Source organism: Chryseobacterium sp. FW101-FHT12H09, assembly GCF_058790395.1.
The window spans coordinates 686554-701143 of sequence record NZ_JBYTCP010000005.1 but is presented as its reverse complement, the minus strand read 5'-3'; the positions used below and the strand labels follow the sequence as shown (position 1 = coordinate 701143).

11 protein-coding genes are annotated in these 14590 nt (G+C 35.0%); 5 read left to right on the top strand and 6 right to left on the bottom strand.

Annotated features, from left to right (window positions below; translation table 11 throughout):
• Nucleotides 1–206: 206 nt before the first annotated feature.
• On the bottom strand, nucleotides 207–1277 hold the full coding sequence (locus AC3WRL_RS22220; protein WP_214831764.1) for a DUF4407 domain-containing protein: 1071 nt from the start codon (nucleotides 1275–1277) through the stop codon (nucleotides 207–209).
• 216 nt (nucleotides 1278–1493) lie between these two features.
• Here AC3WRL_RS22220 and AC3WRL_RS22215 point away from each other — a divergent pair, with 216 nt between their 5' ends.
• A complete protein-coding gene (locus AC3WRL_RS22215; RefSeq protein ID WP_492331256.1) occupies nucleotides 1494–1697 on the top strand; it encodes a hypothetical protein in 204 nt (67 codons plus the stop codon).
• Between the two features lie 8 nt (nucleotides 1698–1705).
• Here AC3WRL_RS22215 and ruvC read toward each other — a convergent pair whose 3' ends face one another.
• A complete protein-coding gene (ruvC, locus tag AC3WRL_RS22210; RefSeq protein WP_214831760.1) occupies nucleotides 1706–2260 on the bottom strand; it encodes a crossover junction endodeoxyribonuclease RuvC in 555 nt (184 codons plus the stop codon).
• Nucleotides 2261–2363: 103 nt separating this feature from the next.
• Here ruvC and AC3WRL_RS22205 point away from each other — a divergent pair, with 103 nt between their 5' ends.
• Together AC3WRL_RS22205 and AC3WRL_RS22200 are read left to right on the top strand one after the other, a co-directional pair.
• A complete protein-coding gene (locus tag AC3WRL_RS22205) occupies nucleotides 2364–2855 on the top strand; it encodes a hypothetical protein (RefSeq protein ID WP_492331255.1) in 492 nt (163 codons plus the stop codon).
• A gap of 2 nt (nucleotides 2856–2857) precedes the next feature.
• Nucleotides 2858–4222 (top strand): T9SS type A sorting domain-containing protein, encoded by a 1365-nt coding sequence (locus AC3WRL_RS22200; protein WP_261510102.1) that lies wholly within the window; start codon nucleotides 2858–2860, stop codon nucleotides 4220–4222.
• 48 nt (nucleotides 4223–4270) lie between these two features.
• Here the strand turns inward: AC3WRL_RS22200 and AC3WRL_RS22195 are convergent, their stop codons facing one another.
• Nucleotides 4271–4792, bottom strand: coding sequence for a 2'-5' RNA ligase family protein (locus AC3WRL_RS22195; RefSeq protein ID WP_492331254.1), 522 nt, complete (start codon nucleotides 4790–4792; stop codon nucleotides 4271–4273).
• Nucleotides 4792–5940 (bottom strand): serine hydrolase domain-containing protein, encoded by a 1149-nt coding sequence (locus AC3WRL_RS22190; RefSeq protein WP_214831756.1) that lies wholly within the window; start codon nucleotides 5938–5940, stop codon nucleotides 4792–4794. The genes AC3WRL_RS22195 and AC3WRL_RS22190 overlap by 1 nt, the downstream gene beginning before the upstream one ends.
• Nucleotides 5941–6147: 207 nt before the next feature.
• Between AC3WRL_RS22190 and AC3WRL_RS22185 the strand changes: the two genes are divergently transcribed.
• Complete coding sequence (locus tag AC3WRL_RS22185) at nucleotides 6148–7557, top strand: pyridoxal phosphate-dependent decarboxylase family protein (protein WP_214831755.1); 1410 nt, start codon at nucleotides 6148–6150, stop codon at nucleotides 7555–7557.
• A gap of 40 nt (nucleotides 7558–7597) precedes the next feature.
• On the opposite strand, the gene AC3WRL_RS22180 is transcribed toward AC3WRL_RS22185, so the two are convergent.
• Nucleotides 7598–8311 carry a Dph6-related ATP pyrophosphatase gene (locus tag AC3WRL_RS22180; protein WP_492331253.1) on the bottom strand — a complete coding sequence of 238 codons (714 nt, stop codon included), beginning with the start codon at nucleotides 8309–8311 and terminating at the stop codon, nucleotides 7598–7600.
• Between the two features lie 109 nt (nucleotides 8312–8420).
• On the opposite strand from AC3WRL_RS22180, the gene AC3WRL_RS22175 reads away from it, so the two are divergent.
• Nucleotides 8421–11153, top strand: a complete 2733-nt coding sequence (locus AC3WRL_RS22175; RefSeq protein WP_492331252.1) for a M16 family metallopeptidase — start codon at nucleotides 8421–8423, stop codon at nucleotides 11151–11153.
• 81 nt (nucleotides 11154–11234) lie between these two features.
• Here AC3WRL_RS22175 and AC3WRL_RS22170 read toward each other — a convergent pair whose 3' ends face one another.
• Nucleotides 11235–14582, bottom strand: a complete 3348-nt coding sequence (locus AC3WRL_RS22170; protein ID WP_214831752.1) for a methylmalonyl-CoA mutase family protein — start codon at nucleotides 14580–14582, stop codon at nucleotides 11235–11237.
• Between the last annotated feature and the right edge of the window lie 8 nt (nucleotides 14583–14590).

Genomic DNA, 14590 nt, shown 5'->3' with positions numbered 1-14590 from the left:
GTTTGTAATTGATTTTTAAAATCCTGCAAATTTAACGTTTTTTAAGACTGATTAATTTCACGTTAAAAAGAATTAATATGAATTACATCATGTTTTATGTTCAATGCAAAGCTATTCCAACAAAGCGACAAAAGATGACGTATTATCTGTAAAAACAAATACCTTTCACAATTGTGAAAGGTATTTGTTATCTATTTATTTGAGTATTACTTATTCAAATTCTCTTTAAAATCATCAATCCGATAATCCGTCAATGCATTTCCTTTTTCAATTTTCTCTTTTGAATACAGACGGAAGTCATTTTCTGTTTTTTCCAGTAGATGGTCATAGGGTCCAATATGCGAAATTAACTTAACCAATACAGGAGAGATTTCCAGACAAATAAAAAGTCCCATGATGAAGGCCGCAGCTAAACCAATGATCGCTGAATTTTTCCCTAATTCATCTAATGCCTGTAATCGTGCGGCGAATCCATTGAATTTATCCTCAAATGTTTCTGATGATTTTCTCTCTGTTTCAAGGTTGGTGTATACTTTTGAAATTTCTTTATCTAGATACTCGAGTCTAGGCCCTACTTGTTTTTGGTAGTTTTCTAAATCCTGTCTTCTCTGTTCTTTAAGTTCTTGCTTCCGTTTAGCATTGGATCCGAAACCTACTTTTCCACTGGTTAAACCAGACTGTTTTCCTAAGATTTCTTTTTCCAGTTCTACTGAAGCGGAGTCATATGATTTTTGATACTGAGCAGTCTTTTCTGAAATTTGTTTTTTCTCCGTTTCAAAAGGTCCGCTTTGTTGAAGGATCCTTCCACTCATCTCACCCTGAAGTTGTTTTTTATTGCGTTGAATAATGGTATTCAACTGTTTGTTAACTTCTTTTTCAAAAATTTTAAGTTCCAAAGGTTTTGAAATAATGATTCCTAAAAAAGTAGCCAATATCAAACGGGGAATAGCCATCAAAATCTGATTCCACCATGTTCCCGTTTTTTTTATAGAAGAAACAATATAACGGTCCAGATTAAATATCATTAATCCCCATAAAATTCCGAATCCTACTGAAGTCCATATATTATCGAATACGGTATACATGGCATAACCTGCTGAAAGGGTAGCAAAAACAGCAGTAAATAGAACAATACCCCCGATACCCGCAAATTTGTTCCATTCGCTTGGTGTCTTCCTTAAGATATGAATGTTTCCCCCGGAGCATACCATGAGAAACTTCTGAAACCAATTTATTTTATGATTCGTCTGATTTATAGTTTGTTGTTGATTTTTCATTATTGAAAATTTATACAAAAGTAATACTAAAAATCATACCAATGTTAAAGATAGTATTATGTTTTACCAAGTATGCTTATTTATTTTAACTATATTGTTGTTTATCAGTGAATTATTATTTATTTATTTAGATTCACATAGTATAATAGTCAAAGTGAAGGGATGCAAATTATCTATTTTTAAAATAAATACTAGTTTTGCCAACGAAAAAACAATATGAGTGGCAAAAATTGTGAAGTAAAAAGTTCATCAGCCCGCAACCTGATTACGATTAAAGGAAGCTCTTTCTCTTATATGGATGCCGATTTAAAAGAGAACAAACAGTTTAAGATTATTTCAAAAAACAAATTTTCAATTCTCTATAGTGATATTATATACGGAAAGGTTACCGATATAGAAGATACTTATGAAAGGCAATAATTTGTAGGCTATTTTAACCGATCCGGATTTTGCTTTAAAAAACTTTCCCAACCGGAAAATGACTTGGTATTTGCAATTGTTCCGGAATTAAAATGATGACAAACAGCTACGGCTAGACCATCTGATGCATCAAGATATTTCGTGGGGAATTCTTTTAGCTTTAAAAGATTTTGAAGCATTCCCGCAACCTGTTCTTTACTGGCATTTCCATTTCCTGTGATCGCCATTTTTATTTTTTTCGGAGAATACTCCGTAATAGGAATATTTCTATGCAGGCTTGCTGCCATAGCTACGCCCTGTGCACGCCCCAGCTTTAGCATACTCTGAACGTTCTTACCAAAGAATGGTGCTTCAAGCGCTACTTCATCCGGATGATACTCATCGATTAATGCCAAAGTCTTATCAAAGATATATTTCAGTTTCGTTTCGTGGTTAGGATATTTTTTGAGAATAAGCTCATGGATGGAAATCATTTCCATCTGACCTTTTTTAACGGAAATAATCCCAAAACCCATTATGGCAGTGCCCGGGTCAATTCCTAAAATTATCTTTTCTGCAATCATTGGGTCAAAGATAGGACTTTCTGAATTTTTATAGTCATTAAAAAAAATAATAAAATCAAATCTTAAATTGGTGAAATATTCTTAACTTCATCAAAAATTGATTATGAAAAACTTACTAAACTTTTTTATCCTTCCAACTTTTATTTTTTGTAGTTTTCTGCAAATGAATGATTTAAATATTGGAGGATCGCTTAAAGACGAAAATTTTTCGCGGGACAAAAATCAGATTGGCTATCTGTTTTTTAAAGTTGAAAAAACGAAATCCGGACCGGAAAAAATTACTTTGGAATCAAAGAAATTAGCAGAGGGAAAACTTAAATCACCCCCTTCTTTTGATAGAAATTCAGCAGGGATAGGTGATTTTATTATTTCTCTGACTGATGCCAATGGAAAAGAATTTGTGAAACAAATTGTAGAAGATCCATTGAACCAAAACATGGAAAGTTTTGAAAAGGAAGGGATCAGCAGACATAAAGTTTCTACAGAAACTGCTGAATTTAGTATTCGCTATTCTCACTCTGCGGAAATCCAGGTGGTAAAAGTAGAGAAGATCACCAATGCCGGTAACCAATTATTATTTAACCAAAAACTATAGCCATGAAAAAAACTTTATTTCTATTACTTGTCAGTACGTTCTGTTTTTCACAGACATTTCAGACTGTATCGCTTCTTAATAACGGATCTAATGCCAATCGTATTAATATTGCGGTTTTAGGTGATGGTTTTACCTCTGCACAGCAAACTAATTTTGTGTCGTCCGCACAATCTACGGTCAATTATCTTTTTACAAAGAGTCCTTACACAGAATACAAGAATTATTTTAATGCTTATGCAGTGAAAGTTGTTTCTACACAAAGTGGAGTGAAACATCCTGGAACAGCAACAGATGTTACAGAGCCTGTAATTCCCGTATCTAACCCTACCAACTATTTGGGATCTTCCTTTGATTTCGGTGTTCACCGATGTATTTACAGTAATTCGACCAACACGGTAGCGCAGGTTTTAGCGGCTAACGTACCGGATTATGATATTACGTACGTTCTTGGAAATTCTACAGAATATGGGGGTTGTGGCGGAACATATGCATTCGCTTCATTAAACAGTGCTGCCAATGAAATTGTGGTCCATGAGCTTGGGCATTCTTTTGGAAAACTGGCTGATGAGTATTGGTTTTCAGGATCTGGAGAATCTCCTAATAAAACTCAAAACTCCAATACCGCTACCATCAAATGGAAAAACTGGTTAGGGTTGAATAGTGTAGGAGTGTATCCTTATACGGAAAGCCCTTCATGGTATCGTCCACATCAGAATTGCGAGATGAGATATCTTGACAGACAATTCTGTTCGGTATGTAAAGAAGCTATTATTGAAAGAATACACTCGCTGGTTTCTCCGATAGATTCTTATACGCCGGCAAATAGCAGCAATTTAAATGGTAATGCAGCAGTAACCTTTACTGTGAATGAAGTTTTACCAATACCAAATACATTAGTAAATTCATGGAAACTGAATGGAACTGCTCTTTCTTCAACGAGTAACTCATTAACAGTTTCTCCATCACAGCTAGTTACGGGTCTTAACACCCTGATTTTTTCAGTAACTGATAACACGTCTTTAATAAAAGTTACAGGTCATAGTGCTGTTCATTTTGCTACAGTGACCTGGAAATTGAATAAAACATCAACATTGAAAATTTCCGACGTTAATGCAGAAGAAAGAAGATTCGGAATATATCCTAATCCGGCTGAGAATGAATTTTATATTAAAGGTAAACAGGATTTTTCAAAAAATGCTAAAGTGGTATTGTATGATGGATCGGGTAGGCTGATCCCTGTAAAATTTGAGATGAACAATGCATCAACGATTCGTGTTAATATCACTGCGATTCCAACAGGAACTTATACCTTAAGTGTAACAGATGAGGGCGGCTTGGTTATTTCTCAGAAAATCATAAAAGAATAATCTACATATTTGTATCTATTTAAAAAATCGGCTGTAGGGCCGATTTTTTTATATGAGTTTTTTTTCTGCTATTGGAACCCATTTTCCATCATAACGAAGTACTAGAATTTTATCAACTATGAATTTAGTTTTGTAAGGTTTGTCTTTATAGACTTCCCACGCTTTTAAGTAATTTTCATAGCTTAAATCCCTGTAACCAATGGTCATATGGGGAGTAAAAGAGTATTTTCCAAAATTAAATTGCCGTTTTACCCTGTAATACAAATCGGTCAAATTTGCGTTTTGCTCAGGTTGAACAAAGAGCACCGGGTTTTTAGGGTTGGGGAAACTTCCAAATCCATTTAGCTCAATTTCAAACGGAGCTAAATTTGTATCAATTCTTTCAAATGCAGCAATGATATCATTTTCCAGTTCAATTTCTCTTGAAAAAGGTGGAAAAAGAGTAATGTGAGCGTCATTTTTAATCGCTTTTGGATTATTGTAATTGTTGGCTAAATCTTGTTTAAAGACTTTCACCTCATCAATAATCTGCTGTGGTGGATAAATAGCTATAAAGTACAACTTTTTCATCAGAGTTCATTTTGCTTATCAGGTTTGATCATTTGCTTTCTCAGATCAGTAACTGTATTTTCAATGGCATCTGTAATTTTCTTTACCTCAAGATGAGGTCTGAAAATATAGCCTTTACCTTTTGCTTCATCGGCAATATTAGATAGGATAATGACCGAAGTTTTAGAGTCAGGATAATAGATGTTTAAAGAAGGAGAACCTTTAATATATCCACTATGAAAATAAGTGGTTGGTTTTCCTATATTCAGCATGATTCCATATCCATAACCCATCTTTCCTAAAATAGCGTGGTGCCTTTCTGAACTTTTTAAGACGAACTTTTTAAGAGTTTCCGGGTTTAAGATCTTTCCACCGTATAATGCATTATTCCAGCGATGTAAATCGTCAGTAGTAGATAAAATACCTCCCGCAGGAATCCCAATTTCTTTTCCACTTAGTCTTTTCGGCATATTGGGTATCTTTTCGGCATTCTTCTTATTTCCAAGGTAAGCACTTGCGAAATTTTTGCCTTTGAATGTGTTTCCTGTTGAAGAATTTTTCATTCCCACTTTTGAAAGTAGCTCCTGAACATTTTCATCATAAGATTTTCCTGAAACCTTTTCAATGACCTTCCCTAAAGTATTAAAGCCATCATTCGAGTAGAAAAAATCTGAACCACTTTTAAACAATAGTTTTCCACCTAAAGTATTTAAGCCGGAAGTATGATTTAAAAGTTGATGGATACTTATGTTTTCATATTCTTTAGTCTGAAATTCTTTTAGATATTTTGAAACTTTATCCTCAATATTGAGCTTTCCATGTTCCATTTGAAGTAAAACAAGAACAGATGTAAATTGCTTACTTACAGAACCAATTGCAAAAATTGTACTGTCATTTATTTTTGCTTTATTTTCGAAATTGGAAAACCCATTTTCTTTTCGATATAGCTCTGTTGAATCTTTAAAAATGGCGATACTTCCATTAAAATCATATTTTGTGAAAACAGAATCGATCTGCTTCTCTAATAGTTTTTTCTTGAAGGATGTTATCGTGGAATCTATAATTGCATTTCTATCAACTGTTTTTGTAGTATACTCAGGTGCATTTTTGCAGGCAGTTAAAGAGAGGGTGACTAATAAGGGGAACAATAAATGGGAAATTTTCAGCATTTGTTTTTAATTTAATGCTATATCATCAAAAAGGATGCAAACAGGGCATTTTTAGGACTAAAAATAATGAGCCGGGAATTCTAAGTTTACTTTTTAACAGGTAAAATATTGACTAATAGTTTCTTCTGAAAATTTTGATAACCCACAAATTATTTAAGCAAAATTGTTACGGAAATTAATACTTTTGAATAGATTATTAATTCAAATATGAAAACATTCCTGGAAGATGATTGGTCAGAAATTGATCACTTATTAGAAACAATAAAAACACAAGGAGTATCTTATTTAAAAACTTTATCCGACAGAAAGACATCTGTTGATCATAAAATTTCATCTCAAGAAGAATCAGTACCTGAATCAGGATATGGAACAGAAAAAGTATTGGAAATTTTTAATGAAAGATTTGAACCTGTTATTGTTGGATCATCAGGTCCCAGATATTGGGGATTTGTTACAGGAGGAGCTACTCCTGCCTCTATTGCCGGAGACTGGCTAGCTTCTGTATATGATCAGAATACCCAATCGACGAAAGGGCAGGGGGATGTTTCTGCGGTCATAGAAATGGAGACGATCAAATTGATACTTGATCTCTTAGGGCTTCCGGAAAGCTTTTTAGGAGGTTTCGTAACCGGCGCAACGATGTCCAATTTTACCTGTTTGGCAGTAGCAAGACAATGGATTGGGAAAGAAAATGGAAAGGATATTGCAAAAGACGGTATTTCTGTACCTTTCAAGATACTTACCGCCACACCACATTCTTCAAGTTTGAAATCGTTATCTCTCTTGGGAATCGGAAGTGGAAATGTTGTAAAAATTAAAACAATGGAAGGGAATCGGGAAGCGATGTGTATGGATGATCTGGAAAGTAAGATTATAGAATTACATGGTGAACCTTTTATCCTGATTTCAAGCGGTGGAACTGTAAATACAGTAGATTTTGATGATTTTAAAGCGATCAAAGAGCTTAAAAATAAGTATAACTTCTGGTGGCATATAGATGCTGCTTTTGGAGGATTTGCAGCTTGTTCTGATGAAACTAAACATCTCGTGGAAGGCTGGGAGGCTGCAGACAGTATTACAATAGACTGTCATAAATGGTTGAATGTTCCTTATGAAAGTGCTGTTTTTTTCGTAAAAGAACAACACAAAATACTGCAGGTTGAAACTTTTCAGAATTCTAATGCCCCTTATCTGGGTGATCCTCTGGAGAATTTCAGCTATTTAAATTTCTTACCTGAGAATTCAAGAAGATTAAAAGCTTTACCAGCATGGTTTTCAATAATGGCTTATGGCAAAAATGGATATCAGGAAATTGTTGAAAGCAATGTGTCTTTGTCCCAACAATTCGGTAATCTAATTGAGAACAGCACTGACTTTAAGCTTTTAGCTCCGGTAAGACTCAATACGGTTTGTTTTAGTTTGAAAGATAGTGCAGATCAAGATAAGGTTAATGAATTTCTTGAAAGACTTAATAATACCGGAAAGGTATTTATGACTCCCACTTTCTATAATCAGCACAAAGGAATAAGAGCTGCATTTGTTAATTGGAAAACCAGTGAAAAAGATGTGAAGCTGGTATTTGATCTAATGAATGAAATCATGACAACATTTAGATAAAAGATATAATAGCCCAGCAAAATTTCAAAAACAGCGGGGTTTATTTTGAGATCAGATCACAAAACCAGAAAACATAATCACCGTTACTCTCATTATTATTGGTTTTTGGCATTGGATACGTTTTCTTCACAATCTCTCCATCCTCAAATTTAATAGGATTTTTGAATAATGGGCCATCAAAAGTAAACGTATGAAATTCGCCATTTTCTCCACAAGGATCAACATTCTGTGGTAAGTCGGCAATAAACTGTTCATCAATAATTCTTCCGGCAAAGCTTTTATCTAAATAGGTTTCATTCACACAGGTAACAATTGTTTTAAAACCCAGATCTAAAAATTCGTGGATGAGGTTCGTAGTATCTTTTTTCCAAAGTGGAAAGACTGCTTCCATGTCAATAGCTTTAAGTTGGTCTTCACGGTATTTTCTTAAATCTTCCAGAAAGATATCTCCAAAAATGGAATACGTTATGCCTTGGGACTTTAGTTCAGACATTGTTTTATTCATAATATCCCGATACTGTTCCATAGAAGGTTCTTTGGGAATTTCCATTTTAATTAAAGGAAACCCGATGCTGGATGCTTGCTGTTCTAAAAGAGAAACATGAACACCATGCATAGAGATCCGCTGATATTCTTCATTGATGCTGGTAAGTAAATAAGCTATATCAAACTTGTTTTCTTTTAAAGTTTTATACAATGCAAGTGCGGAATCTTTTCCACTGCTCCAGTTAAATAGGGCTTTTGGTTTTTTCATTAAATAGTGATATTTTTATGGATCTCTGTAACATTTTGTAAGGCATAGTTGTCTTATAATTAGTGACCAGAAAACTTTTTAAATTTAAACGAAATTAAATAAAAACTAGATGAAAAACTTAGTATTTGGGGCGGCAGTCCTATTTTTTACAGGAAGTATCAGTCCTGTTTTTTCTCAAAATGCTGATGCTCCGAAATTTATCGGTAATACGGAAGGAGTTAAAGAATATACCATTAATAACGGAATGAAGATTCTTTTAATTCCTGATCCTTCGCAAAGCAATATGGTTGTGAATATTGTGTACAATGTAGGATCGAAAGATGAGGGCTATGGTGAAAAAGGGATGGCACATTTACTTGAGCATATGTTGTTCAAGAGTACCAAGAACCTTGGAGATATTAAAAAGCAGCTTTCCGATAAAGGAGGCCAGGCTAACGGGACCACTTGGTATGACAGGACCAATTATTACGAAATTTTCCCTTCCAGTGAGGAAAACCTGAAATGGTCATTACAAATGGAAGCGGATAGAATGATCAATGCTACCATCTTACAAACTGATTTGGATAAAGAATTTTCAGTAGTAAGAAATGAATTTGAAATTGGAGAGAATAATCCTACAAGAGTTATGATACAGAATGTATTTTCCAATGGATATGTTTGGCATAACTATGGAAACAGCACAATAGGAAGTAAGGAAGATATTGAACGTGTAAAAGCGCCTACTTTGCGAAAGTTCTATGAAAAATATTATCAGCCGGATAATGCAACCCTTATTGTTGCCGGAAAGTTTGATGAGAAAAATGCATTAAAATACATTTCAGATTATTTTTCTATTATCAAAAAGCCTACTCGTGAACTGGGCGGAACGTATACAGTAGAGCCTGCTCAAAATGGAGAGAAATACTTTGAGATAAAAAGAAATAATGATCAGCAAATCATAGCTGCAGGTTATCATACATCAGCGTATGCGGATAAAGATTTTGCAGCCTTATCAGCACTTTGTGAAATTCTGACTTCCGATCCTTCAGGATATTTATACAAGAATTTGGTAGAAGCTAAGAAGGTTTCTTCTATCTGGACATTCAGGCCTTCCTTAAGAGATCCCGGAATGATCTATTTTAATTTTGATGTTCCAAAAGATAAAAATCTTGATGAAACCACGAAACTTGTAAGAACGGAATTAGATAGAATTTCATTGATCCAGTTTACGGAAGATGATCTTAAAAGAGCCAAATCAAAATTGGTTAAAGAAATAGAAGATCAGAAAAATAACACCATCAATTTTGCGATCAATCTTACGGAAATTATCGGAGCCGGAAATTACAAATTGAACTTCCTTTACCGGGATAATGTTGAGAACCTAAAACTGGAAGATATCAATAAGGTAGCTAAAAAGTATTTTATAAATAATAACCGTACAATGGGTGTTTTCCGCCCTTCTCCAAATGAAGAAAGAGTTTTCCCAACAGAATTTAGGGATAATCAGATTGCGGATCTGGTAAAAGATTATAAAGGAAGAGCTTTAGAAAAAGAGCCTGCACCTTTTGAAGCTTCAATTGCCAATGTTAAAAAGAATCTTACCGAAGGAAAGCTTTCCAATGGGATGAAATATGGACTTATCAACAAAGAGCTCAAGGGAGATAAAGTTCAGGGGAATTTCCGTTTCAGAATTGGAAATGAAAAAGACCTTCAAGGTAAAGAAGCTATTGCAGGCATTACTGCTGCTTTATTGAAATCCGGAACTAAAACCAGAACAAAAGAGCAGATACAGGATGATTTGGATCAAATGAAATCATCTGTTTATACCTATGTTTATGGACAAAATTTAATTATTGGCATCAATACTTATAAACAATATTATCCGAAGGTAATGGCCATTGTACAGGATATATTGACGAATTCAACTTTCCCTGAAAATGAGCTTGGTAAAACCATCACTGAAATCAATACACAGCTGGAAGGACAGCTAAAAGATCCACAGGCTATAGCAAGTAATGAGCTACAAAGACTGGCGTCTCCATATCCGAAGACAAGTATTTTTTATGTTGCTTCCTTACAGGAACAAATTGATGAAAATAAAAAAGTGACCAAGGCTCAGGTGACAGATTTCTATCAGAATGTGATGGGCGCATCAGATGGTGTTGGAACTTTGATAGGTGCTATTGATCCAAAGCTAGCTTCATCAGAACTAGAAAAGACATTTGGAAAGTTTACCGCCAAATCAAAATTTGTTGAGGTAAAACCTACATTCTTTGAAACAAAAAAACAGGACAAAAACATCATAACCCCAGACAAAGAAAATGCAGTTGCCCTGGGAACTTCAAGTTTCAAAATGACACAGGAACATCCAGATTATCCAGCTTTAGTAATGGCTAACGAGATTTTAGGAAGTGGAGGATTCCTTTCTGCCAGATTACCGATGAGGCTACGGGAAAAAGAAGGGATTTCTTATGGTGTAGGTTCCTATCTCAGTGTTCCTGTTTCGAATGATGTAGCTTCGTGGAATTACTATGCCTATTTGAACCCAACGAAAAGAAATGCTGTAGAAGCGGCTATAAAAGAAGAGGTAAGTAAGGCACTTGCTTCTGGATTTACACAGGCAGAATTAGATTCTAACAAGAAAAGTTATGCCAATGAAAGAACAACAAGTTTAGGATCAGATGGCACTCTTGTTAATCTTGAGAATACAAAACTTCTTTTTGGTGTTCCATTGGAAAGATTTGATGAACAGAATTTAAAAATTCAGAATCTAAAATTATCTGAAGTAAATGCTGCTTTGAAAAAGTATCTTTCTGAAAATAATATTATCTCTATTTTCGCTGGAGATTTTAATAAGAAATAATTCTTTAAATAGACTAAAAAAAGTAAAGCCGTAGATTAATCTGCGGCTTTATTTAATTTATAATTGTCTGTTCAACAGAGATTACATATTTCTTCTGTATTTACCACCCACTTCAAATAAAGCATTGGTGATTTGCCCAAGAGAACAGTATTTCACAGCATCCATCATGACATGGAATAAGTTTTGTTGGTTGATAGCTGCGTACTGTAATGTTTTTAAGGCTGCTTCAGATTTATCTTCATTAGATTTTTGGAAATTGTGAAGGGTTTCAATCTGAACCTGCTTTTCTTCTTCAGTAGAGCGGATAACTTCTCCAGGACGTACTGTTGGCGAACCATCTTTTCCAAGGAAAGTATTAACTCCAATAATAGGATATTCTCCTGTATGTTTCAGCCATTCGTAATGCATAGATTCTTCCTGGATTTTTGAACGTTGATACATGGTTTCCATTGCACCAAGAACACCACCTCTTTCTGTAATTCTGTCAAATTCTGCATAAACAGCTTCTTCAACAAGATCCGTTAATTCCTCAATAATGAACGAACCTTGAAGAGGGTTTTCATTTTTAGCTAAACCTAATTCTTTGTTAATGATCAGCTGAATGGCCATCGCTCTTCTTACAGACTGCTCCGTTGGAGTTGTAATAGCCTCGTCATAAGCATTCGTGTGAAGTGAATTACAGTTGTCATAAATCGCATACAATGCCTGTAGCGTAGTTCTGATATCGTTGAAATCAATCTCCTGAGCGTGAAGAGAACGTCCTGAAGTCTGAATGTGGTATTTCAGCATCTGACTTCTTTCATCAGCACCATATTTTATTTTCATAGCTTTTGCCCAGATTCTTCTTGCTACTCGTCCGATCACTGAATATTCAGGGTCGATACCATTGGAGAAGAAGAAAGATAAGTTAGGAGCAAAATCATTGATGTCCATTCCACGGCTTAAATAGTATTCTACATACGTAAAACCATTAGCCAATGTAAATGCCAATTGAGAAACAGGATTAGCTCCAGCTTCAGCAATGTGATATCCTGAAATAGAAACTGAATAAAAGTTTCTTACTTTCTCTGTGATAAAATATTCCTGAACATCACCCATTAACCTTAAGGCGAATTCAGTAGAGAAAATACAAGTATTTTGTGCCTGGTCTTCTTTTAAAATATCAGCCTGAACCGTGCCACGAACTGTAGCAATAGTTTTAGCTTTGATTTCTGCATAAGCTTCAGCCGGAATAACTTCATCTCCTGTGATTCCTAATAGTTTTAAACCTAAACCATTATTAGAAGGTGGAAGTTCTCCATTATATTTTGGTCTTTCTAAACCTTTATCATCAAATTTTGCCTTTAAAACAGCCTCAACCTTCGCTTCAAGTTTATGCTCGGCAATATATTTTTCAACATTCTGATCAATAGCAGCATTCATGAAAAATGCCAACAGCATTGGAGCAGGCCCATTGATGGTCATTGAAACAGAGGTCATAACATTCACTAAATCAAAACCGGAATATAATTTCTTTGCATCATCTAAAGTGGCAATCGAAACCCCTGCATTTCCAATTTTACCATAAATATCTGGTGGTAATGCCGGATCTTGTCCATATAATGTTACAGAGTCGAAAGCTGTTGATAGACGTTTTGCATCCATTTCTGCAGAAACGTAATGGAATCTTCTATTTGTTCTTTCAGGACCTCCTTCTCCCGCAAACATCCTTGTAGGATCTTCTCCAGTTCTTTTAAACGGATAAATTCCTGCTGTATATGGAAAGCTTCCGGGAAGGTTTTCCTGTCCCTTCCATAAAATAAGATCTCCCCAATCCGTATATTTTGGTAAAGCGATTTTAGGAATTTTTAGATGAGATAAAGATTCAGTTGAGGTTTCTACTTTGATTTCCTTTCCACGAACGAAATAAGAAAAGAATTCCTCATGGAAAGCTTTTTTAGTGTCTTCCCAGTTTTTAAGAAAATCGATATTTTCCTGTTGAAGGTCTTTTTCAGCTTTTTGGTATTCGGTGTCTAAAATTTCATTAGTAAGAATATTTTTAACCCCTTCTATATGATACATTTTTCTGGCCAGCTCAGCTTGCTTTATAACATTTGCATCATAATGTTTATTGTTTTCAACAATTTCAGACAGATAGCGAACCCTCTTTGGAGGAATGATCGTTACTTCTTCTGTAATTTCCTGCTCAACGAACCCATTCAGTTTTAGTTCTGAAAACTTGTCATTAACTTTAGAAATTAATCTGTTGTATAGTTCTGTTGTTCCGTGATCATTAAACTGAGATGCCTTCGTTGCATATACCGGCATATCATCTAATGGACTTTCCCATAACAGGTGATTTCTTTGGAACTGTTTTCTTACAGCCTGTAAAGCATCAAGTGCCCCTCGTTTATCAGATTTGTTTAAGGCTACGAGATCCGCATAATCTAACATGTCAATTTTTTCCAACTGTGTTGATGCTCCATATTCAGGAGTCATTACATACATTGAAACATCAGCAAAATCAGATACCTCGGAACCTGACTGCCCAATACCTGAAGTTTCCAGAATAATAACATCAGGATGTGCCAGTTTTAATACATTCAGTGCTGAATGGATAAATGGAGAAACTGAAACGTTATTTTCTCTTGTCGCCATTGAGCGCATATAAACTCTAGGATCATTGATGGCATTCATACGGATTCTATCCCCAAGTAATGCCCCTCCGGTTTTCTTTTTCGAAGGGTCAATAGATATGATCGCTATTTTTTTATCTGTATTGGAACGTAGGAAACGTCTTACTAGTTCATCGGTCAATGAAGATTTCCCGGCACCACCAGTACCTGTAATACCAATAATAGGAATATTAAGATCTTTCGCTTTTTCATCAATAGCTTTTACTAATTCTGGCTTTTCATCAGAAAAGTTTTCAACAGCAGAGATAATTTTAGCAATGCTTGTTGAGTTTTCAAAATTAATTGATTCTAAGTCTTCAACCGTGATGTCTTTTCCGGTTGCAAAATCTGATCTGTTCACCAGATCATCAATCATTCCCTGAAGTCCAAGCTCTCTTCCATCATCCGGAGAGTAGATTCTGTCGATTCCATAAGACATGATGTCTTCAATTTCTTCAGGCAGAATTACACCGCCACCACCACCGAAGATCTTAATCTGTGGAGAGTTTTTTTCTCTTAAAAGATCATAGATATATTTAAAATATTCATTATGACCTCCCTGATAAGAGGTTAAAGCGATAGCATTAGCATCTTCCTGGATAGCTGTATTTACAACTTCCTCTGCTGATTTATCGTGACCAAGGTGGATGACTTCGCAACCAGTTCCCTGAATAACACGACGCATAATATTAATTGCGGCATCATGTCCGTCAAATAATGACGCTGCTGTTACAATTCTTACTTTGTTTTTAGGAGTATATTTTTGGGTTTCCATAAAAAATC